Genomic DNA, 21,075 nt, shown 5'->3' with positions numbered 1-21,075 from the left:
AAAATCCAGCCTAATATGCGGCTTATCTGCTTCGTCTATTCAGGGAAGTTGCTCATGTTTGGCACAACATGCCCATATGCTAGAGTCAGACATATCATGCGAAGTGCCTTAAGGGCTGTACATATGATGTGGAGAGATGGAACACCTCCGGAAGCGGGGGCTGAACATTTGAATGCATTCAAAGTGAGGTGATGACCTATGGATAAGCCCGAATGGGTACCAGAGATCAACGGGAAAAAAGCGTCAAATGAGGATGACAGCAAATATCCTCCCAATCGGTATATTCTTTTTCCCCGCAAAGGGGGATGGTCCACTTTTCCTTATCCGGACATCGCTGCCCTGCTCTCAGCCGAGGGAGATGTCCTATATGTAAGCAGTCAGAAACGTTCTGAAGAGATGCCCCCGGCCATTTCAGTAATCACCCTGCCAGAAGCTGAGATTCTGCTCCAGCAAAATCACACCGCAGCCGTCATTGCACACCCCTACTGGCTTACAGCAGTCCAATCGATGCATCCAAAGCTCAGCATTGTGCTGCTTCCCGAGCCGGCAGGCGATGAAGCAAGCTCTCCGCTGTGGGAGAGCTGCATATCCAGACTGGTTGGTACTGCCGATCTGATCGGTACGTCTTCGGAAACACGGTATATGAAGCTTGCCTTTCAGGGCGTCCGCACGGTCTGGCTGGGCGGTGAAGACAAGGCTCCGGCTGGCTCCATACACAAGGATGATCTCGAAATTCCGCTAAGAGATTATGAGCTGCTTTTTCTTCATGCCCTCAGACAAACCGTGACCGAAGCACCGGACACCATCACTCCGCTTCAGTGCAGCATGCGTGCAGACTATTACCGCCAGCTCCGTTCCAAAACGGGGCCGCATGAGACGATCTCCTTTTTGCTGGCAGCCTATGAATATTTGCTGGACGACTCCCGTGCATCAGCGTCCCTGAAGGAGGCCTTTACACATGCGATCATGAACGGACGAAGTGATTGTGTACAATCACACTATCGGTTTCTATCGGCCATTCATGCCAAAGCAGGAGAGGTTGAATCTGCGCTGCAAGTCTACGGAATCAGTGCAGGCAGCGAACAGGAACGGCATCACTATGAACAGCTGTGCCGCTGGCTGGAGGCGGGAGAGCATCAGCTTGTGCAGGCAGAGCTGCTGCGGTTAAACGATGATTACGGAGCTGCTCTTGGGATATTGGACGCGCTTGGAGGAGAAACCGCCCGGCATTGGAAGTTCCGGATATATCAGGAGACCGAATGTGTGGAGGATGCTCTGGCTCTGGTCCATGCGGCAGATATTCAAGATCGTTCCAGCCGCAGGGATTATCAGGAATTATCGGGGACTGCCATGGCCTTGCGGGGAGATCGTCACGGGGCAGTGCGACAGTTTCTCGAAGCTGCAATGGAGAATGAGGAAGCTCTCGCACGGATTGTGGAGATGGAACTGCTGGATCACGCTGTACAGCAGCTGCTTGGGGAGGTGCCGTGATGCTGGACCCGAAGAAGCGCACGCAGCATAATCGGGGGCTGGGCATGCAGTCTGACATTCGGACTGAAGTTCCCCCCTCCTCGTCTGAAATATTGGCAGACCATCAAATGGACTCGAAGAGCAATGAGGTGGAAAGCGAGTGTTCACGCCCCACATCTTCTTCCATCCGCCGTGTCCGCAAAAGTCAGGGAAACAAACTGACTGCCATGCTGCAGGTACGTAACGAACGCGGACGATACCTTGAGGAAGTCCTCCATGATCTGAGCGAATTCGTGGATGAGATCGTTATCGTGGATGACGCGAGTACCGATGGAACACCAGACATATGCAGGTCCTATCCAAAAGTGGTTCGGCTCGAGATCCTGGAGAAGCCTTTATTTGCAGAGGAATGGCGGCTCCGCAATGCGCTATGGCAAGCAGCCGTAAGTACTTCACCGGACTGGCTGCTCTCCGTCGATGCGGATGAACTGTACAGTACGGAGGCCAAGGAAGCGATACGCGATCTGATCAACCAGGACCATGCAGACTGGGCGGCATTCCGATTCTACGATATGTGGGGCGGACGGACCCACTACCGGGATGACGAACTTTGGGGCCTGCACAGACGGCATACGGCATCACTTGTCCGTTATATGCCGGAGTATCCTTACTTTTACCCACAGCAGAACCATCATGTTCCCCGTCTCCCCCTGTCCAGTTCGGTATTGCCTGGCATTCGCACGGAATTAAAAGTACAGCATCTGGGGTGGGCGGGCAGCCTAGAAGACCGGGTTCGCAAGTATCTGCGTTACAAACGTATTGATCCCAGCGGCGAGTGGGGCAGTCTGGAACATTACGAATCCATCCTGGACCCGGAACCTCGGCTGGTTCCCTGGAAGGAGGAGCAGTGAGATGGGTGTGGTCAGCATTTTGACACACAGCTTCACGGATGGATACAACCGGGAGTTCGGCCGGGTATTCGGAGGGGGGCTTGAACGTTATATTCTGGATCTATGCAGTGTGATCCGCGAACTGGGGCATAATCCCGAAGTGCATCAGTTGTCTTATTATGAAGCCTTTCAGACACGTACGGAGCAGATTGATGTATTCGGATACGCCTACGATATGGATGATGTGCCTGAAGCCTTTGCCCGGATGGCAGCTGCAGCTCGCGGCCCTGTCATCTATGCCAGCTGTCTCTGGCAGCCCATCAGCTACAAGCCCGGCAGTCTGGGCATCTGCCACGGCATTAACTGGGATCGTCCCGGATTGCCGCTGGAGACCAAGCAGCAGGTGGCTGAGCACATCCAATTGGCACTGGATGGACTGGTGCGCATCGTATCGGTGGACTCCCATTTTCAGACCTTTTGCCGGGCAGCATGTACATTTGATGATCCCCAACAGGTTGTCCTTATTCCCAATGCTGTGGATACCTCCTATTTCACTCCCGCTCCCCCCAGACCGAGGTTCGGACAGGAACAGGAAGCGGAATGGCTGTCTGCATGGAAAGAGGACCTCGCCAGCCAGGAAGAAGCCGGGGTCGCCATCTCCGGATTAAGTGCCAAAGAAGCTGTTCTGCTTGATAACGCTGACAATTCCGATCAGGCAAACGAGATCGCTGATTCTGCTTACAGCATCCCCAGTACTGCTCTGTCATCAAAGATTGCCCGTCCTCTGAGAATTCTGTATCCACGCCGGATCAGTATGGAACGGGGCATCATCCCGATGATGCTTGCAGCAGATCGGCTGCTGGGTGCCTATCCGGATCTGGAGATTGAATTTGCCGGAGAACTGGTGGAAGGCAGCACGGTGGGCAGGGTGTTTCGGTATTGGCATCGCACTCATCCGCACCAGGATCGCATCTTGCAGCGTACGTACGACTTCAGGGATATCCGCGAGGCCTACCATCAGGCCGATATTGCCGTGATTCCCACGGTGTTCTCGGAGGGAACCTCCTATGCCTGCCTGGAAGCCATGAGCTGCGGTATTCCAGTCGTTGCCTCCAACGTGGGCGGGTTAAACGATCTCATACAGGACGGTTTCAATGGGCTGCTTGTGCCCCCTGGCGATGAAGCACTAACCGCCGCTCTGGTTCGCCTGCTGGAGGACAGGGCGGAGCGGGAGCGCCTCGGCATTTACGCCAGGGAAACAGCTGTCGCCTACGATCTATCCGGATGGCGGCGCAAGTGGAGTTCGGTATTGGAGACGTTTTTGGCAGATGCAGGGTTGAGAGAGGGGATACGGGGATGATGGACACACCTAATCAGAATGAGGCATTAGTATCCAGATATGTTCGGCAAAGCGATCCCAAAACAGATACGCTGGTATTTCCACTGCATCCGGCATGGTGGAGCAGACCTTACGAATACGAATGGGCCCGCCAGTTCGCCCAACAAAACGACGTGGTACTGGATGCAGCCTGCGGCATTTCCCATCCGTTCAAGTTTTGGCTGGCCGAACACTGCCGGGAAGCTCACGCCTGTGATTGGGATGAACGCATCTTGTCGGAGGAAGCGATCCGGCAGGATATTGCTGCCGACTTCGGCGAAGAGGCTGCGCGTCATTTACCGGAGGACTACTTGACCAGGCTGCATCGCGCTCAGGCGAACCTGGCGCAGCTCCCTTATGCCTCCGGCATGTTTGACCGTATATTCTGCATTTCGGTTCTGGAGCATCTGGATACAGGCACGATGCTGCGTGCCTTTCGCGAATTCGCCCGGGTCATGAAGCCGGATGGACAATTAATTGCAACCTTTGATGTGCCGGAGATGCGGCCCGATTTACTCGAGACCATCATGGCCGTTACCGGTCTCACCATTGATGGAAAGCTCGTGGTGGAAGAGCCTGATGATGCCATCTGGTCCGACATGTATGGGACGCCAATTCGCTGCTTCCGGGCGATCATTCGGAAAGGGTAGCCAGTTTCGTTGGCAAGGATGAAGCTGTCAAACGCCAGCAATGGGGTTGGCTGTTATGTGGGTGAAAGCCCGATATGTCAGAGATGGACGAATAGCATCTTACAGCGGGATGCAAAGCCTTCGGTTGCCGCTGCGCCGGGAGATGTCAGGCGCAGCAGCGTGTGCAGCCCCGGCGAACATAGAGTCGTCGCCGGGCGGCCAGAAGCGGCAGGCTGAAGCGCGATATGCCGGGCCCTCACGGCCCATTCCTGCGCTGCGGTCTGCCGCCCGGCGAGCAGCGCGAGCGTGCCTGCCAGCAGTGCCTCTGTGGCACGAGCCGTGGCGGGCATTTCGTCTGTGAAGGGCTGCTGCATTGCCGGCGGCAAGCCGAATAGCTCCAGCAGCCCTTCACGGACGCTTGCGGGCGCGCGCAGCAGCCCGCAGCGTGCCGCAGGCGGAAGCGCCGCGAGCAGCGCCGGGGCGGCACCTTGCGGCAGGGCTCGCAGCAGGCGCAGCCATGCGGCCCAGGCGCCCACGCGCGCGAGCGCGTGCGCTGCGGCGTGCACGCCCGGCGGCGGTGCAGCTGCTATGGCGCGTGGCGCAACTACTGCAGCGTGTGGCGCAGGGACTGCGCTGTGCGGGGCTGTGTCTGGCGCTGCATTGCAAGGCGCGGAGCCGCTCAGCAGCGCATCGGCGGCAAGTGCCGCTGCAGGCAGCGCGCATGCTGTGCGGCCCTGCAGCGGCTGGTGGGCGCCTGCGCTTGCAAGTCCGCGCCCAGCGCTGCGCTTGCAGCCGAGCGCCCACAGCGCGAGCGACGCCTCGGGCCCGAGCTGGGCATGCGCTGCCCAGGGCTGCAGCGATGCCCGCGCTGCCGCATCTTCGCCCAGCTGGGCCAGCGCCAGCCCGGCGGCGAGCGGCTGCTGCCGCAGCACAGCCGCCAGTGGTGCCGCATGGCGCAGCAGCCATTCCGGCCGGTGCGCATCCAGCGCAGCCGGAACAAGCGCCTGCCATGCAGCAGACGGCAGCGGTGCACGCGATGCCGCATCCGCAATGGCGTTCGGCCGCCCGGTGGCTGCGGCCAGCAGCAGCAGGCGCTGCCACGCAGCCATGTTTCCGGGCTGCGCTGCCAGTGCAGCAATATAGGCTGCCTCAGCCTCTTCCCAGCGGCCCAAACGTTCAAGTGCGATGCCTTCCAGCGTTAGACTTCGATACGTTCCGGCACCTGAAACGGAAGTGTACTGCCCCGTTGTTTTCGCTGCGGATCGTGCCTTCTTCAACCAATCCAGCGCTGCTTCCTCTCTGCCGAGGTCCAACTCCAGTACCGCGCCAAGCTCCAGCACATCCGCGAAGTCAGCATATACGGTAGTCCACGCCTGTACGACAGCCAGCGCCCGTTCCGGTCGCCCACTTTCCCTTAAGGCATATGCTGTTTTGAGTACCAGATCTGAATGATAACCGCAGGATGGCCCAAGCCGGGCAAGCAGCGGTTCCAGCAGCCGCAATGCCTCATTGTACTTCCCTTGCTGAAACCATTCTGCAGCCAGCGCATACAGCAGCTCCGGCTGCTCATCTGCCCCATCATTCAGTGCGGAACGAATCAGACGCATATTCCGCTCTGTTTTATTTTTGCGAACAATTACCTCTTCCAGATAGCCATAATGCAGGACTTCCAGCTCCGAATGCACCAAGCCTTCAGGAGCAAAAGCCAGGATGGATGATGCGACCTCTTCGTGAATTCTACCCTTGAAAGTAATCCGGCGATCGTTCCTGAACAAGCGGCACACCGCATCCGTCACCCGTTCTTCACCAGACCGCCCCAAGAGACTTGTCACCTTGATCCAGTATCCCCAGACATGATCAGGGCTCCCGGATAATAAGTGCGTAAGCTCTGTCTTCATTTGATCCGTCTGCCCCCATACTTCATCTGCATCCAATACCAGAATCCAGGGTTGGGTTGCAGCGGTAAGAGACTGATTGCGAGCAGCAGCAAAATCGCCGTCCCATTCTGCACGAATGATCTTGGCACCATAGAGGGCGGCAATTCGAAGCGTATCATCTGCTGAACCGGTATCGACAATGATTATCTCATCAACGATTCCCCTGACAGATTCCAAGCAGCGCCTAAGACCATCCTCCTCGTCCTTCACAATCATGCACAGGCTGATTCCAGGCTCCAAGCTCATCCCTCCATACTGTCAATGATTCAGATCTCAAAACCATCCGGTCCCGGCAATTCCAGCCGAAGCTGTTGAATCACTGGCCAGCAGCGGTGACGTTCACCATTTGGTTCTCCGGCCAACTCCTGTAAATGATGATCTGCTGCATCTACAAGACTCTTCGCCAACCAGACCGATCCTGCAGCGGTATCGAAAGCCCCGGCAAAAGGTTCCTGTGCATATTTCGAATTCCGGTTCAGCGCCTGCCCTTGATGGAGCTCTTCCGACGAGCGGACATCCGCACCCAAAAACTGCTGGCAGATCTGAACGAGTCCAAGCAGCTCGGCCCATTTACCGGAGTGGATGCATCCCTCCATGAGAAGACCCAAAGCATGCCATCCCTCGTAAGCTGCTGCTTCAGTCTTTGATTCAGCATCACCAGGCCTTCCATTGACTTTGGCATTCGTGCTGGCACTGGTATGCAAGACTGCCTTCTCTTGTCCTGCAGACTGTTCTGGCCCCGATCGCACACAGAGATTCAGCCATGTCGTTAACGGATCCGATGCTGCTGTCTCCCGCCCTTCCAGCCAGTTCACACGCTCCAGCCAGCTGGCTGCTTGGAGCGCGTAATCACCTTTTTTACGCCGAACGGTATCCAGCTTGAGCCTCGCCTTGTTCCATCTCCCCTGCCCGATATGAAGTAGCGCCTCAGCAAATGACAGCCGTTCTCTCATCTCCTTCGAAGGTGTCGAAGCTGCGCCTGGCAGCATCTCCAGCGCTGCATCATAACAACGACTCTGCTCCAGAATGCCAATGATCTTGTGAGTAGCCTCTTCGGAAGACAGGGCGAAACGATGGGTAATCAGTGCGGGTATAAACGATTGCTGCCCCGAAACCCGCATGATCCGGAATATTCGGTAGAGAGGTGGCAGTAAGCTGGATTTGGCACGAACCGCTTCCACGTAAGCATCGACTGCACCCTCAAGGTCTGCCCGCCCTTCCAGCAGCCGCCCGAGGGCGTACCAAGTCTGATAGGTGCCCATTCCTTCTTCTGTATGGTACACAGGAGGTGGCGGTCCCAACTGAATGGCTTCACGCAATGAATGCTCCGCCTGCTCCGTGCGACCCAATGCTTCCTGACACACTCCCCGGTTATGCAGCAGATCCGTATAATCCGGGAATAACACAAGTGCTTCCTCAATGTGGTCCAATGCTTCCTGCCAGCGACTCAAGTGTTGAAGGCATCGTACCTCATACTTGAATAACAAGTGGGCATAACTGGTCACCAGAGGATCGATGCCTGCCTTGGCCACACGAAAGGTCTGAAGGGCGCGCTCCGCTTCCCCCACACGCAAGTACTCGACGCCCAGATTATAATGATGGAACGATTGCTCCGGCTCTTCCTTCACAGCCTGTTCCAATAATTTCAGATTCCGATTCACCTTGTCCTTGCGCTCCACAACCGCAGTCTGATAACCATAATGATGGATCATCATGTCTGTCACATGAAAAGCAGCATCCGGATTCTTCCGGCAAATGGCCCCTGCAATCTGTTCATGAATCCGCCCTTCAAACCGATGCTCAGGAGCATTACGGAACAACCGCAATACCGGATTCACTGTAGCTCCCTGCTGACCTGTACCTGTATAGTTATGAATGTTCAAAAACAATCCGTCGCATGGGCTGGCTGTCGTCCAGCTTCGAAGCTGCTCCCGCGCTGCTGCATCCAGCGCCTCGTCCGCATCCAGGAACAGTATCCATTCCCCTGTCGCCTGCTCCAGACCTGCATTACGTGCAGCAGCAAAATCATCACACCACACATAGGACACTATTCTTGCCCCGTACTGCCGCGCAATATCGTTGCTCCGATCCGAAGAGCCGGTGTCCACGACGATAATTTCATCTACAGCCCCCTGGATACTCTCCAGACATTGCGCGAGCCACTCCTCCTCATCCTTAACGATCATGCATAGCGAAATGCGGTTGCTCGGCAAGCTGGTTCCTCCTCTCGTTGGCATGCCAATCTGTACGCCAAGGGATGCCTTGGGCTGTCCTTAACCTTTGAAGGAGGGCATCCTGCTCCGCTATAAGGCCTGGATTAGAGGGAGAACGACTCAGCTCCATTTGAATAACGCCAAGAGCCAAATACAAATAACCTATGGCAGCTCCGGCTCGCGCCTGATGCGATCCTGCATCTCGCTCCAGCGCCTGCTGAAATAGAGTCACAGCCTGATCGTAATGCCCTTTGGCAAACAACGCTTCCCCGAGGTAAAAGTAACCCTCAGCATCCAGCTTCCCTTCGGTCATACAGCCAATTAGGAGATCAGCGGCCGCCCGGGTATATCCTTCGCGATAAAGAATGCCTGCAAACCATCGGCTAAATTCCATGCATTGGTCCTTCTCCGTGCAACCATCCATCCACTTCTCAAACCACTGCTGGGCCAGTATCAGTTGCCCTGTTTGTACAGATCGCTGCATAATGTCTTGAATCAGGTTAAGCGCAGTCGATTGCAGTACTTCAGGCAACCTTTCCCCACTCTGTCTCATGGGGTTCCACGCCTGCACCTGTTGTCCCCTGAACCACCGGTCCACCGTCCCCCAGACTTCGCGATCTTCCTGCTCAGATGACTCCAGAAAAGCAGGAGAAAGGCCCGATCCACTGGCCCAACAAGCAACTGCCCAATTCAGTCGCTGCTCGGGCAGGAGAGGTTCGACACTCGCCTCACGTTCACCCCACAGTTGTTCTGCGAGTTGTACGGCTTCCGGGCATCGGCCCGTACATAACATCCAGTGCAGCTGAACTGCCGGGTCAATCTGAACATTTTGAGCCAGATCCTGAAGCAGGGATAATGCCTGCCCGTATGCTCCGCAGGATGCAAGCGCATGAACAATATTCCTGATCGCATCTGCACCTTCTCCTGTATGGTTCTGCTCCCCTAAATTCAATCGCTTCTTCCAGCGAAGCAATAATGCCTCAGCAATGACCTCATCCGATTCTCCAGATTGCTGCAATACATCTGCGAGCCCCTGGAGTGTGGGGGAATATGCAGGCATGTGATCCAAGGCCAGACCGTACAGATGGGCCGACTCCTGCAGGAACCCCCTCTTCTGTGCCAGACGCGCCATGGCAGTGTAGGGTCTGTATGTGTCCGTGCCTTGTTCATGTACATAATCGGTTTGCCTGCGAACTCCCTCGGATGTATCCACTGCTCTTGCATAGGATTGATATGCTCGTTCCTCGAGACCTTGTTGTTCAAGAAATTCACCGTATAGAAAGTGAAGGTCAGCGTAGTCCGGGTAATGCTGCGTTTCCACTGCCAGAAGTGCGCGGCCTTCATCATAACGTTCCAGGGCTCCAAGAACTTTCGCATAATCGCACACGAGTGTAGACCGATACGGTGCACCAGGCTCCGTCAGGCGCAGTGAATTGGCAAACGAATCCGCTGCCTTCTCCATCTCTCCCAGCTGGCAATACGTTACTCCCAGATTGTAGAGATGAAAAGGCTGATCCGGGTGCTCCTTTAAGTCCTGCTGCAAAAGCTTCAAATTCCGCAAAGGTTTGCGCCCCTGAGCAATTTGGGAAGCAAGGTATCCATCATGAGCGAGCCGCAGCGGAGCCACGGGGTCGGACTCCCGCCAAATGTTCTCCGTATCATCACACACCAGCTGCTCATGAATACGACCTTCATAGCGGTATCCGTGGCCTGATCGAAACAGGCGTACCGGCTGAAAGACAACTTGATCTCCCGTTTTCTCATCGATCCGATTCTCTATTGTCACTTTTAACTTCGATACACTCTTATGGACTGTGGGCAGATAATTCATTAACTCTTCCATACCATCTATGGCATACTCATCCGCGTCTACACACAGAATCCACTCGGTGCCTGCCAGCGGCAGGCTAATATTGCGTGCCCGTGCAAAGTGATCTTCCCACTCGGCATGAAGTACGGTTGCCCCGAATTGTCTTGCAATCTCTGGCGTGCGGTCACCCGAGCCTGTATCTGTAATGAACCACTGAATGCCGGGCAGGTTAAAACTATTCAGACAGCGGGGCAATTGTTGTTCCTCATTTTGAACAATCATGTGAATTCCAAGCAGCCTGTTCTGCATATGCTGTCACCTCCAATGCAAAAAAAGTACATGAAGTCCATTAAATGAGACTCCATGTACCTATATGATTGAGAACCTGGTTATGTGCCTTGTCCATTGAAGAACACATCGATTGTACTTGGTGCACCGATGAGACTGGAACGATAGGAAAGGCGTGTATATTTGAGGAAACGTTGGGGAACCAGTACATCCACGGAGCCTGCCAAAATTCCCGTTACGGTGGTCACGTCCGTATACCAGTTCGATCCGTTGGCACTGATCTCAACCTGGGCATCCACACGATTGACCCCTGGGCCTCTGTTGTATACAAAGAAGGAATATGTGCCGAATACACTGGTTGTCACCGCTGGTAGAGGTGTGAACGTATTGGCAGTGGGTGTATTGATCAGCTGCGATTCCTGGAAGCTCTTTTGGGAAATCGACGTTACGCTGCTAAGTGTTCCGGCTGTGATGGTCGCGCCGAGTACACTGGTGATCGTTCCGTTCAGTAGATTCGTCAACGTTCCCGCGGTAATTGTCGCACCAAGCACATTCGTGATTGTACCGTTTAGCAGGTTGGTTAATGTTCCGGCCGTGACCGTTGCACCAAGTACGCTGGTGATCGTTCCGTTTAGCAAGTTTGTCAGCGTACCTGCCGTGATGGTCGCGCCTAGCACACTCGTGAGGGTACCATTCAGCAGATTCGTCAAGGTTCCCGCTGTAAGCGTCGCTCCCAGAATGCCTGTGATTGTACCTGCAGTAATCGTCGCACCAAGTACACTGGTGATGGTTCCTGCTGTGATTGTGGCACCAAGTACGTTCGTAATGGTACCGTTCAGCAGGCTCGTCAATGTGCCTGCGGTTACCGTGGCCCCCAGTACACTGGTGATGGTTCCCGCTGTAATGGTGGCTCCAAGCACATTCGAAATTGTACCATTCAGCAAGTTTGTCAGCGTTCCAGCAGTCACCGTAGCTCCGAGTACGCTGGTGATGGTTCCCGCTGTAATGGTAGCTCCAAGCACATTCGAGATTGTACCATTTAACAAATTCGTCAGCGTGCCTGCCGTGATGGTCGCGCCTAACACACTCGTGAGGGTACCATTCAGCAGGTTCGTCAACGTTCCCGCTGTCACCGTAGCTCCAAGCACGCTCGTAATGGTTCCGGCTGTGATGGTTGCTCCAAGAACACTTGTAATCGTACCATTCAGCAAATTCGTCAGCGTGCCTGCCGTGATGGTCGCGCCGAGTACACTCGTGAGCGTACCATTCAGCAGGTTCGTCAACGTTCCCGCTGTCACGGTGGCTCCAAGCACACTCGTAATGGTTCCGGCTGTAATGGTTGCTCCGAGCACACTTGTGATCGTACCATTTAGCAAGTTCGTCAAGGTCCCGGCTGTCACCGTAGCTCCAAGCACACTGGTGATCGTACCTGCTGTAATGGTGGCCCCGAGTACACTTGTAAGGGTACCATTCAAAAGGTTGGTGATTGTGCCTGCATTAATGGTGACCGTCGTCAAACCCGAGATGTTACTGATCGTTCCGTCCAAAATGATCCCGACAACATTACCACTCGTATCCGTTCTGACGGGCTGGGCCGTACCGGTAGCATCCTGACCAAAGATCAGGGTCCGCAGATTGTCCGGATTCGTGTTAAACGTTGTGAAGTTAGGCATGAGCCCCGTCCTCCTCCCTGGAAATCAGTCATGTTATTTCACCTTAGGGCATGCGCTGTGCCTGAAAGAAAACATCCAGCCTGGTGGGTTGATCCGGTTCCACCGATTGAATCACAAGCCGGGTATATCGAAGGAACCGCTGCGGAACCAAAGCTTTGGTTTGGCCCCCCTCAATCACCTCCTGGCTGTCCACCGCATAATCCACTGCATTGGGACTAATCTGGATCTGTACCAGAGCCGGATTCTTGCCCCGGTTCACAATGCCATATGTGTACAAGCTGAGCGATGATGTATCCTGAGCAGGAAGAGCACTGGTGGAACTGCTGGTTTCGGCCCCGACATAGGTATGCTCTGTAAAACAGTGAGTAGCACCAGGGAGTATCGTGCGTGAGGGACGACCCTGCTTGACCCGGGGACGAGTAATCCGGGAACAAGGAGGTTTCAGCAGTTTAGCGCGGCAGGATCGGCGGGGTCGGCGGCGGCTCACATATTTAGTTGGTCTCAATCTCTTCTTGCTTCGCTTCGCTGTTCGGCTCATCTCGATTCCCCTTAAAAAATGTGCTTCCGCATCGTATGCCCGGACTTAAAATACGGGCACGGCATCTGCCGCGATTTTCAATTTTGCCGTTCTTGCCCCAAACGCTTCCTTCATGTTGTACATACACTGTAAAGTACAAGGACGAGAGTATCCATTTGCATACCAAAGTCAGTTCAGTTCTATCAAAGCGGAGGTGGGTAACATAACGAACTATAACGTGTTCAACCAATCTAACGGTCCCCTGTTTACCCAGCTTACCAATACATTTTCCGCCCCCGGCATTGAGGCTTCGGCAGAGAGCGGCGCTGCTGCTGCAGGCAGTTTCTTCGCGTTAACCACAAACAACACCCTGCTTCCTAACAACCAGAATCTTCTGCTTCAGATCATTAATGCCGCTGGCAGCGGCAGAACTTTGCGGATTTCCAGCATTTCGGGAGGAGCAACCGCAGCGGCTACGCTTGTCGTATATTCCGGGGGCACCGTTACGGTAGGAAGTACGCCCGTCCCAGTCAATACATTGCTTGGCAGCACGAATACCAGTGTAGTCACCACGAGGCAAAATACTGGAACGCTGGGCGGTGCGTTTACAAGCCTGCTAAGTCTTCCACTGACCGCTGGCATGTTTCGGATGAACTTCAACGGTTCGATTATCGTGCCACCAGGACAGACGTTATCCGTTAGCTTGGGTATTGGGAATCAGACGGGAGCCATTAATTTGTTCTGGTGGGAATTCTGACAGATAACCATGAAGGAAAAGGTGGTGAATACCTTGCCCAACAATAACGTGTTTAACCCGCAGACTCGGCCTGTGTATACGTCCAATACCAATACCTATCAGTCTCCGGGCATTATTACCCCACCGGAAAGCGATGCAGGGAACGTGGGAAGACTGTTCAATTCCGGTACAACCAACTCCACCACCCTGGGGTTACTGGGCGGCAGCGTTATCGCGACGGTCCAGTTGAGCAATCCTGTGGGAAGTGGGAGAACGCTGTACGTATCCAAGCTTTCCGGTGGAATTACGGTTGCACTCAATCTCCTGTCTTCCTTCAGTGGTTCCATGGTCCTGAGTGCCAATGGAACGCTGACCTCGCCGAGTACATTACCATCCGTGAACAGCAATCTGTCCAGCACCAATACCAGTGTTGCCATCGTACGATTTTCCACCGCTGCGCCTACCGGAGCAACGACGCTAATGACGATGCCTTTGCAGGCGGGGCCCTTTTCATCCAGCGCATTTGGGAGCTATGTCATCCCGCCAGGTCAGGCCATTAATCTGACGGTCAGTGGTTCTCTTTCCGTTGGAGGCTTGCTGGCATCCACAGCTTACTTTGCTTGGTGGGAGGTCTAATGACCACCTCTACCTTTCCAAATGGTCAAAGCCGCCTCCGGCGAACTGGAAGCGGCTTTATCGTATTTCTTTTCACACCAGATATAGATGTTATACGTGTTCCTTCAGGACAGTGCCATGTGATTCCCGGATTCCCCACAATACACGCTGCAATACGATGCCTGCCACTCCAATAGCCAGCGTAGCAATGCCGATGAATTGAAAGGTAAGGCCGGGCCCCATAATATGAATCAGCGCACCACCTGCCAGCGGTGCAACAACAAGCACGACACTGGACATCGAATTTTGGATGCCGAAGACACGTCCTACATAAGCAGGAGGGGTTTCCTTTTGCAGCAAATAATTTAGAGTCACCATAGAGAGGCCGTTTCCGAGGCCAATGCACAGCCCCCAAACGATAATCCAACCATCCGGGGTATGGGGAACTACCCAGCCTAGAGCAGCAATACCTGCGCCAATAAGGACAAAACCTCCACCTAACCCCCATCCATAACTGACTCGCGGCAGCCGGTTCAGCAGCAGAATCATGATAACCGCACCTGCACCTGCCGATGAGCCCAGCCACCCGATCAAAGCTTCATTCCCCGGCTTGATGCTGCGGAAAAGCGTTACGAACTGATAATCAATCATCAGAATCGCCATTAAGCCCAAACAGCCAAACAACAGCGTGTATAGAATGGCCCGGCTGTTTCGTATAAAGCTCCACCCTTTCGTCCATTGCCTCAGCACCGATTCAGTCTCTGCTTGGTCCTGCTGATCTTGCGTCTCCTCGCCTATAGAATATTCCGGCTTCTCCGTTAACCGTCGCAATGGCCATAGCACCAAACCGGATATAAGACGGGTGTAGGCATTGATCACAATACAAATCTGAGGTGAGAATACCGCCAGGATGACGGCACCCAGAAGCGGTCCGGCCACCTTGGAGCATTGTCCGACAAAGCCGTTCAGAGACGATGCCTGAAACAGATGCTCCTCGGCCACCACTTGACGCGTCAGCGCCTGCTGGGCCGGAATGTGGAATACGCCCATCATGGCTCGCAAGGCCAGAAGCGGAAGCAGCCATGCCGCGCTTGGCGCGAACAAAATGGCAACCGTAAGCACAACGGTGATTACATCACAGAGCAGCATGATCTTTACTTTGTGCAGACGATCCGCAAGGGTACCCGCTACCGAACCCAGCAGGATACCCGGGACAGCCATACAGACGGGAATCAGTGCGATGATCAGTGGATCGGCACCCCATCGATAGGCCACCAATACCTGAATGGCAAGGGCATCAAACCAATCCCCGAAGGTAGCGAGCGCATACGCGATAAACATACGCATGAAGCGGAAGTTGGTCCACAAACTTGTGGGCGGCATCGGGGACGAAGGTGATGGCTGATGAGATTCATTTGAAACAGTATTCATTGTGGGGTTTCCTCCTACTCCTCTGATTACAGCCTTGTTGCCAGGCTTACATGTTCCTTGGCTGTAATCATACGAGAGTTATATCAGAGGAAGATCAGACGCTGGAGGGAATGAGGATAAATACGCGCGGACTTCATTCGTAATACGCTGCCCATACATAGGAACACCGTATTCTTTGGCAATTTCAGCATAGACTTGACGATATTTTTGAACCAGACGTCCCTCAATTCGGTGATGTGCCATGAACAACAAGATCTGATTCGCCGAATTGATGTATAGTGGTGCGTTCAATGTCATTTTGAGAACAGCGAGCCCGTCATCCATTCTCAGCTCTGCTTCTCGAGCTCTCCCCTGCCTCAGCAGCCACAGCCCCTCCATGACCTGGAACCGCCCGATCTCACGCAAATATGGCGCATCCTTCAGACTCGAACGTAACATGCTCATCTGTTCTTCTACTCTTTCACCACTGCCGCCCCACAACTCTACGTACAACTCCGACAGGGATACAGGCAGCTTGAAGTTGACCAGATGGTCTGTCTCAATGACGCGATATGTCTCTACTAACTGTGCTTTGGCTCGCCGATATTGGCCAACCTCTGCATAGACCTCGACAATATTCAAGATACGGAGCTCCCGAAGCTGATCCGCAGACAATGCAGGTGAACTCAGTGCCTGCTCATACAGATGCAAACTCTCCGCTGGTTCAATCAGCGCGTGTACAAAAATCAGCAGCCAGTACAACCGCTCCTCAAACGGGAATTCCTCGGTGGTCATTAGCCATTCCAGGTCCCCCTGGATAAAATGGATATACAGCTGATAGAACGAATCAATCTGGATACCCAGAGCATCCTGCTGATCAAACAAGGTTAGCATCGATTTCCCCTGTCCAAACAAATGATATTTGCGGAACAATCCATGGATCACTTCCCGCATCTCCAGATCGTGTGCGGAGGGGTTGGCGGGCAGCGCTGCCATATTCGTCCGTATGGTTAGTCTGTAACCGTAGCCCCGAACCGTATCCAGCGAAACTTCTTCCCAATGTTTCAGTTTCTTGCGCAGCCGATACACATGGTCATCCACGGTGCGTTCAACCGGATACTCCAGCGGCCATACACTGTCCAGCAGCTGGCTGCGGGTAAATGCCTTTTCCTTGTTTTCATATAGAAAATGAAAAAGCGCGAATTCCTTCGCGAGCAGCTGGATGGAATCCGTGCGCCGGGTTACGGTATATGTACCTTCATCAAATTGCAATGACATGCCTGGTCCCCCTGTATATGCTTGCTTATCCCTTGTTTGGATTCATACATAATGTGATTAAACTAAACCTGGTATTCGTTCATGTAGAAAACAACATACCACAAAAAACCTTTTGCGGGTACGCAAAAGGTTTACTGTATAATACGCCCAGCGTATGGCCTGGCCTAGCCAAGTACCACGCGGTCGTCTGCCATCTTTTTGCCGCTGATGCGCTCGAATTCACCCAGCAGCTCAGGTACGGTCAATGTGCGCTTGCGCTCTTCACTGACGTCCAGAATGATTCTGCCCTTATCCATCATGATCAGACGGTTACCCAGACGAATCGCTTGTTCCATATTGTGAGTTACCATCAGGGTCGTTAGTTTCATCTCACGGACCAGCGTTTCGGTCAGCTCGGTAATTAATTCGGCACGTGAAGGGTCAAGTGCCGCCGTATGTTCATCAAGCAGCAGAATCTGGGGCTGGGTAAAGGTTGCCATCAGAAGGCTGAGTGCCTGGCGCTCCCCGCCAGAGAGAAGACCCACTTTGGCATTGGGACGTTTATCAAGTCCAATCCCCAGCTTCTGCAGCTGGGCGTTGAAGATATCCCGTCTTGCCCGGGTAACCCCGAAGCCAAGGCCACGCCCTTTACCGCGTTTATACGCCATCGCCATGTTTTCTTCAATCGACATATGCGGAGCCGTTCCTGCCATCGGATCCTGGAACACCCGGCCGATCCAGCTGCTGCGCTTATGCTCAGGCAGGCTTTTGATGGACCGGTCATTGATCAGCACATCACCCATATCCGGCTTCATTACACCAGATATGATATTCATCAACGTCGATTTTCCCGCACCATTACTGCCGATGACCGTTACAAAATCCCCCGGATTCATCGTCAGATTCACACCAACCAGTGCTGTCTTCTCGTCTGTCGTTCCCGGATTGAACAGCTTCGTCACATGTGAAATCTCCAGCATGATCACATGCCTCCCTTCGCTTGCTGACCCGTGGAACGCATGAGCTCTTCCGTTCGTTTGCGAGCAAGGCTCTTCTGCTTCATGGAGCGCTGCATGGTTGGGAAGACAAGAGCAATAATGACGATTACCGCGGTAATCAGCTTCAGATCAGAGGTATCGAACCATTCGACCTGAAGAGCAAGCGCAACGACAATCCGGTAAATAATCGAACCGACTACAGCTGCGAGCGTTGCCCAGAATACCGTTCTTGCACCCAGAATGGCTTCCCCGATAATAACGGAGGCCAATCCGATCACGATCATACCAATTCCCATCGTAATGTCTGCGAAGCCTGATTGCTGGGCAATAAATGCCCCGGACAACGCAACCAGTCCGTTAGACAAGCTGACGCCGACGATGGTCGTTACATCGGTATTTGCACCGAAGCTGCGGATCATGCGTTTGTTGTCGCCTGTGGCGCGCAATGCCAGTCCAATATCGGTTTTCATGAACAGGTCCAGCATGATTTTAAATACCAGTACAACAATGATGATCAGCACCATGACATGTTCGCCCGAGAATGGATTATCCATTCCCATAATGGATTTATTCGGCGCACCAAGAATGCGCATATTAATGGAATAGAGGGCGATCATCATCAGAATTCCGGATAACAATCCATTAATCTTGCCTTTGGTATGCAGCAGACCGGTACAGGCTCCAGCTATCATTCCTCCAGCCATTGCCGCCAAACAGGCGAGCCAAGGAGAAAAGTCATTGGAGATCATAACCGCCGCGATTGCGCCTCCTGTTGTAAAACTTCCGTCTACGGTAAGATCGGGAAAATCGAGAATCCGGAACGTAATATATACACCAAGGGCCATGAGGGCATATAACAGACCGAGCTCGATTGCCCCTTCGATTGAATTCCAACTTATACTCACGCTACTTCCTCCCTGTCTATCGAAAAGAATGAGGCGAACCCACTGCACGTCCGCCTCGCATCCGTACTGCCGGTTGTCATCCGGTCAGATTATTGAATAATGTTGTTATCCTGGTCCTGCACTTCCGCCTTCATCTCGTCGGTAACTGTGATGCCTTGAGCTTCAGCTGCTTTAAGATTCAGGATCAGATCGAGCTTGTCCGGAACGGTTACTTTCATATCGCCAGGCTTCGTACCATTCTTCAAAATATCCGCGGCCATTTCGCCCACTTGATATCCATGGTCATAGTATTTAAAACCTACGGTAGCAAAAGCACCTTTTTCAACTGTATCCCGGTCACTGGAGAAGAACGGAATCTTGTTGCTGTTTGCTGTCTGGATGATCGTATCCACTGCACTGACAACCGAGTTGTCGAGTGTGATGTAGAAGGCATCCACTTTGCCTACCAGAGAGTCTGTTGCCTGTTTAACTTCAGATGTATTCGTAACTGGAGCTTTGACCAGCTTGATTCCGTGTGTTGCCAGTGCTTTTTCGGCATTGTCTGCCATGACAACGGCATTCGGCTCGCCCTCGTTAATGACCAAACCTACTGTTTTTACGTCGGTCATGTATTTCGTGATAAAATCAGCCAACTGCACAATTGCTTCCGGATTCGTATCCGATGCACCAGTGACATTGCCGCCTGGCTTGTCCAAGTCACTAACCAGTTTGGCACCCAGCGGGTCCGTTACTGCTGCGAAGAGCAATGGCTTTTCTTTGACCTGTTGAGCCAGTGCCAGTGCAGATGGGGTAGCAATCCCGAGCACCAGATCATTCTTTGAGTCGCCTGCGATTTTTTGGGCAATGGACAGGTTGTTGGTTGAATCACCTTGTGCATTGTTGTAGTCAATGGTCAGGTTTTTGTTTTCTTCGATTCCCGCTTCCTTCAGTGCCGCAATGAATCCTTCACGTGTTGCATCCAGGGATGGATGTTCCACAATTTGCGAGATGGCAATGCGGTAGGATTTTTCTGCAGCCCCTTCGCTTGCTGTAGTACCGGATCCTTCGGATTCCGTACCCGTACCCGTGCTGCTGTTATTTCCGCAACCTGCGGCTACAATCATTGAGGCAACCATCATCAGTGACATCCAGAATTTCTTTTTCATTTGAGAACCCCTCTCCATCTTCTAAATGTGTTGCCCATCTCCTCATCCTAGTGGCACGATAGGGCGGGACAAAGCGAACGCTTCAACGCATTGTTGCTTTTATCGACAAAAGCAGACAAACATAGACATTCCTCATGCGACTGAAGTCCATGACTCGTGTTGGTCATTTTGTGTTTCTCTAATATTAAGGTGCGACTTCTTTCCCGTCAATGGTTGTACCGCTTCCAATTTGGTTTATTCCTTAAGCATGATAGAAAACATTACACAAAATAAAAAAAGCCATCCACAATATTTCTGCCGATGGCGCGTTTATCATACTTTAATTTGCCTAACAAATGTGGAGCCTTCTTCTAATCTCGTTGATAAGCAAACACTTTTCCTCTTCGGAGATCCCATCCGCAACCAGTTTGCGTGCTGCCATAGGGAGGATCCAAGGTTCAACATCTGCATAACGGATGCCAGATAATCTTTCGTACTCCTCCATGAACAAGGTAATGCAGGTTTCCCTTGTAGCATCGAGAAGAACACTGGCCTCATTGGGCAAATGTGGGGGTAAGATCGCATAGCGAATCATAATTACATATTCAGCCAAGTCAGCTTCCGGATTTCCTATAGAAGCATTGTTCCAGTCAATAATGACGGCGTCGTTATCTCTAAGCAGTATATTGCCTGGATTTGGATCTCCGTGACAAAGCTGCTTCCTGATGGGTAACTCATCCAGTTCGGCGATAACGGCTGCCTTCTCCGCTTCTGTTAAATATTGGGCTCTACTAATATCGTTTCTGATATTCTCCCGCTGACTCGGCATATTGGCCACTGAATGAGAATGAATCTGGTGAAAAAGTTGTGCCGTGATCTTCGCATCAATGTAATCGTCCATGATATCCATGGGTTGTTGCAGTCTGGATTGCTCTACTGCTCTTTCTACGAATCTCTTCATAATGGGTTCGCCATAGATTCGTTCAAATACAGCACCTGATCGACCCCCGACGTCCACCAAATCGTAGGGTCGCGGAACTGGCAGCCCGCATGACCAAGCAGTTCGACAATGGTGCAGTTCAGCCTGTAAAGCAGCCGGAATGGTATTTGGCTTAGCCAACTTGATGATCTTGCTTCCATCTTCCCATTCAAATACTTCCGCACATCCGCCTTCTCCAATTTTGTTACCGAGCCCATGGACCACTATGCACACTCCCTATTCGGA

Annotated in this window: 17 protein-coding genes; 6 read left to right on the top strand and 11 right to left on the bottom strand. The window is 53.1% G+C overall.

Annotated features, from left to right (window positions below; all coding sequences use genetic code 11):
* Window positions 1-198: 198 nt before the first annotated feature.
* Genes AC3WQ3_RS01510 through AC3WQ3_RS01495 form a run of 4 tightly spaced genes read left to right on the top strand, consistent with a single transcriptional unit; the run spans window position 199 to window position 4,388 of the window.
* A complete protein-coding gene (locus AC3WQ3_RS01510) occupies window positions 199-1,491 on the top strand; it encodes a hypothetical protein (protein WP_492471251.1) in 1,293 nt (430 codons plus the stop codon).
* Window positions 1,491-2,381, top strand: coding sequence for a glycosyltransferase (locus AC3WQ3_RS01505; RefSeq protein ID WP_492471250.1), 891 nt, complete (start codon window positions 1,491-1,493; stop codon window positions 2,379-2,381). Before AC3WQ3_RS01510 ends, AC3WQ3_RS01505 begins: the two co-directional genes overlap by 1 nt.
* A 1-nt stretch (window position 2,382) precedes the next feature.
* Window positions 2,383-3,720, top strand: a complete 1,338-nt coding sequence (locus AC3WQ3_RS01500; protein WP_492471249.1) for a glycosyltransferase family 4 protein — start codon at window positions 2,383-2,385, stop codon at window positions 3,718-3,720.
* Window positions 3,717-4,388 (top strand): class I SAM-dependent methyltransferase, encoded by a 672-nt coding sequence (locus AC3WQ3_RS01495; RefSeq protein WP_492471248.1) that lies wholly within the window; start codon window positions 3,717-3,719, stop codon window positions 4,386-4,388. The genes AC3WQ3_RS01500 and AC3WQ3_RS01495 overlap by 4 nt, the downstream gene beginning before the upstream one ends.
* A gap of 77 nt (window positions 4,389-4,465) precedes the next feature.
* Here AC3WQ3_RS01495 and AC3WQ3_RS01490 read toward each other — a convergent pair whose 3' ends face one another.
* The 5 genes from AC3WQ3_RS01490 to AC3WQ3_RS01470 form a co-directional block, all read right to left on the bottom strand.
* The gene (locus tag AC3WQ3_RS01490) at window positions 4,466-6,544 is read right to left on the bottom strand and encodes a tetratricopeptide repeat-containing glycosyltransferase family 2 protein (RefSeq protein ID WP_492471247.1); all 2,079 of its coding nucleotides are present in this window, start codon (window positions 6,542-6,544) and stop codon (window positions 4,466-4,468) included.
* Between the two features lie 26 nt (window positions 6,545-6,570).
* Window positions 6,571-8,517, bottom strand: a complete 1,947-nt coding sequence (locus tag AC3WQ3_RS01485) for a glycosyltransferase (RefSeq protein ID WP_492471246.1) — start codon at window positions 8,515-8,517, stop codon at window positions 6,571-6,573.
* Window positions 8,480-10,636: a glycosyltransferase gene (locus AC3WQ3_RS01480; RefSeq protein WP_492471245.1), complete on the bottom strand. Its 2,157-nt coding sequence runs from the start codon at window positions 10,634-10,636 to the stop codon at window positions 8,480-8,482. Before AC3WQ3_RS01480 ends, AC3WQ3_RS01485 begins: the two co-directional genes overlap by 38 nt.
* Window positions 10,637-10,716: 80 nt before the next feature.
* Window positions 10,717-12,288: a DUF6385 domain-containing protein gene (locus AC3WQ3_RS01475; RefSeq protein WP_492471244.1), complete on the bottom strand. Its 1,572-nt coding sequence runs from the start codon at window positions 12,286-12,288 to the stop codon at window positions 10,717-10,719.
* 43 nt (window positions 12,289-12,331) lie between these two features.
* The gene (locus AC3WQ3_RS01470) at window positions 12,332-12,826 is read right to left on the bottom strand and encodes a DUF6385 domain-containing protein (RefSeq protein ID WP_492471243.1); all 495 of its coding nucleotides are present in this window, start codon (window positions 12,824-12,826) and stop codon (window positions 12,332-12,334) included.
* 193 nt (window positions 12,827-13,019) lie between these two features.
* Between AC3WQ3_RS01470 and AC3WQ3_RS01465 the strand changes: the two genes are divergently transcribed.
* The gene (locus tag AC3WQ3_RS01465) at window positions 13,020-13,562 is read left to right on the top strand and encodes a hypothetical protein (protein WP_336782342.1); all 543 of its coding nucleotides are present in this window, start codon (window positions 13,020-13,022) and stop codon (window positions 13,560-13,562) included.
* A 9-nt stretch (window positions 13,563-13,571) separates the two neighbouring features.
* Window positions 13,572-14,177 (top strand): hypothetical protein, encoded by a 606-nt coding sequence (locus AC3WQ3_RS01460; RefSeq protein ID WP_492471242.1) that lies wholly within the window; start codon window positions 13,572-13,574, stop codon window positions 14,175-14,177.
* A 90-nt stretch (window positions 14,178-14,267) separates the two neighbouring features.
* On the opposite strand, the gene AC3WQ3_RS01455 is transcribed toward AC3WQ3_RS01460, so the two are convergent.
* The 6 genes from AC3WQ3_RS01455 to AC3WQ3_RS01430 form a co-directional block, all read right to left on the bottom strand.
* The gene (locus tag AC3WQ3_RS01455; protein ID WP_492471241.1) at window positions 14,268-15,587 is read right to left on the bottom strand and encodes an MFS transporter; all 1,320 of its coding nucleotides are present in this window, start codon (window positions 15,585-15,587) and stop codon (window positions 14,268-14,270) included.
* A gap of 78 nt (window positions 15,588-15,665) precedes the next feature.
* Window positions 15,666-16,844, bottom strand: a complete 1,179-nt coding sequence (locus AC3WQ3_RS01450; RefSeq protein ID WP_336782347.1) for a winged helix-turn-helix domain-containing protein — start codon at window positions 16,842-16,844, stop codon at window positions 15,666-15,668.
* A 164-nt stretch (window positions 16,845-17,008) separates the two neighbouring features.
* Entirely contained in the window at window positions 17,009-17,803 is a 795-nt protein-coding gene (locus AC3WQ3_RS01445; protein ID WP_492471240.1) for an ABC transporter ATP-binding protein, read from the bottom strand.
* Between the two features lie 2 nt (window positions 17,804-17,805).
* On the bottom strand, window positions 17,806-18,666 hold the full coding sequence (locus AC3WQ3_RS01440) for an ABC transporter permease (RefSeq protein ID WP_236146853.1): 861 nt from the start codon (window positions 18,664-18,666) through the stop codon (window positions 17,806-17,808).
* Between the two features lie 149 nt (window positions 18,667-18,815).
* Window positions 18,816-19,871 carry an ABC transporter substrate-binding protein gene (locus AC3WQ3_RS01435; RefSeq protein WP_492471239.1) on the bottom strand — a complete coding sequence of 352 codons (1,056 nt, stop codon included), beginning with the start codon at window positions 19,869-19,871 and terminating at the stop codon, window positions 18,816-18,818.
* A 328-nt stretch (window positions 19,872-20,199) separates the two neighbouring features.
* Window positions 20,200-21,054 (bottom strand): phosphotransferase, encoded by an 855-nt coding sequence (locus tag AC3WQ3_RS01430; RefSeq protein ID WP_492471238.1) that lies wholly within the window; start codon window positions 21,052-21,054, stop codon window positions 20,200-20,202.
* Window positions 21,055-21,075: the final 21 nt, after the last annotated feature.

The sequence above is a fragment of the Paenibacillus sp. FW104-T2 genome (assembly GCF_058789975.1).
Note: the sequence above shows the minus strand (reverse complement) of the source record. Positions and strands in the feature narration are given on the sequence as shown.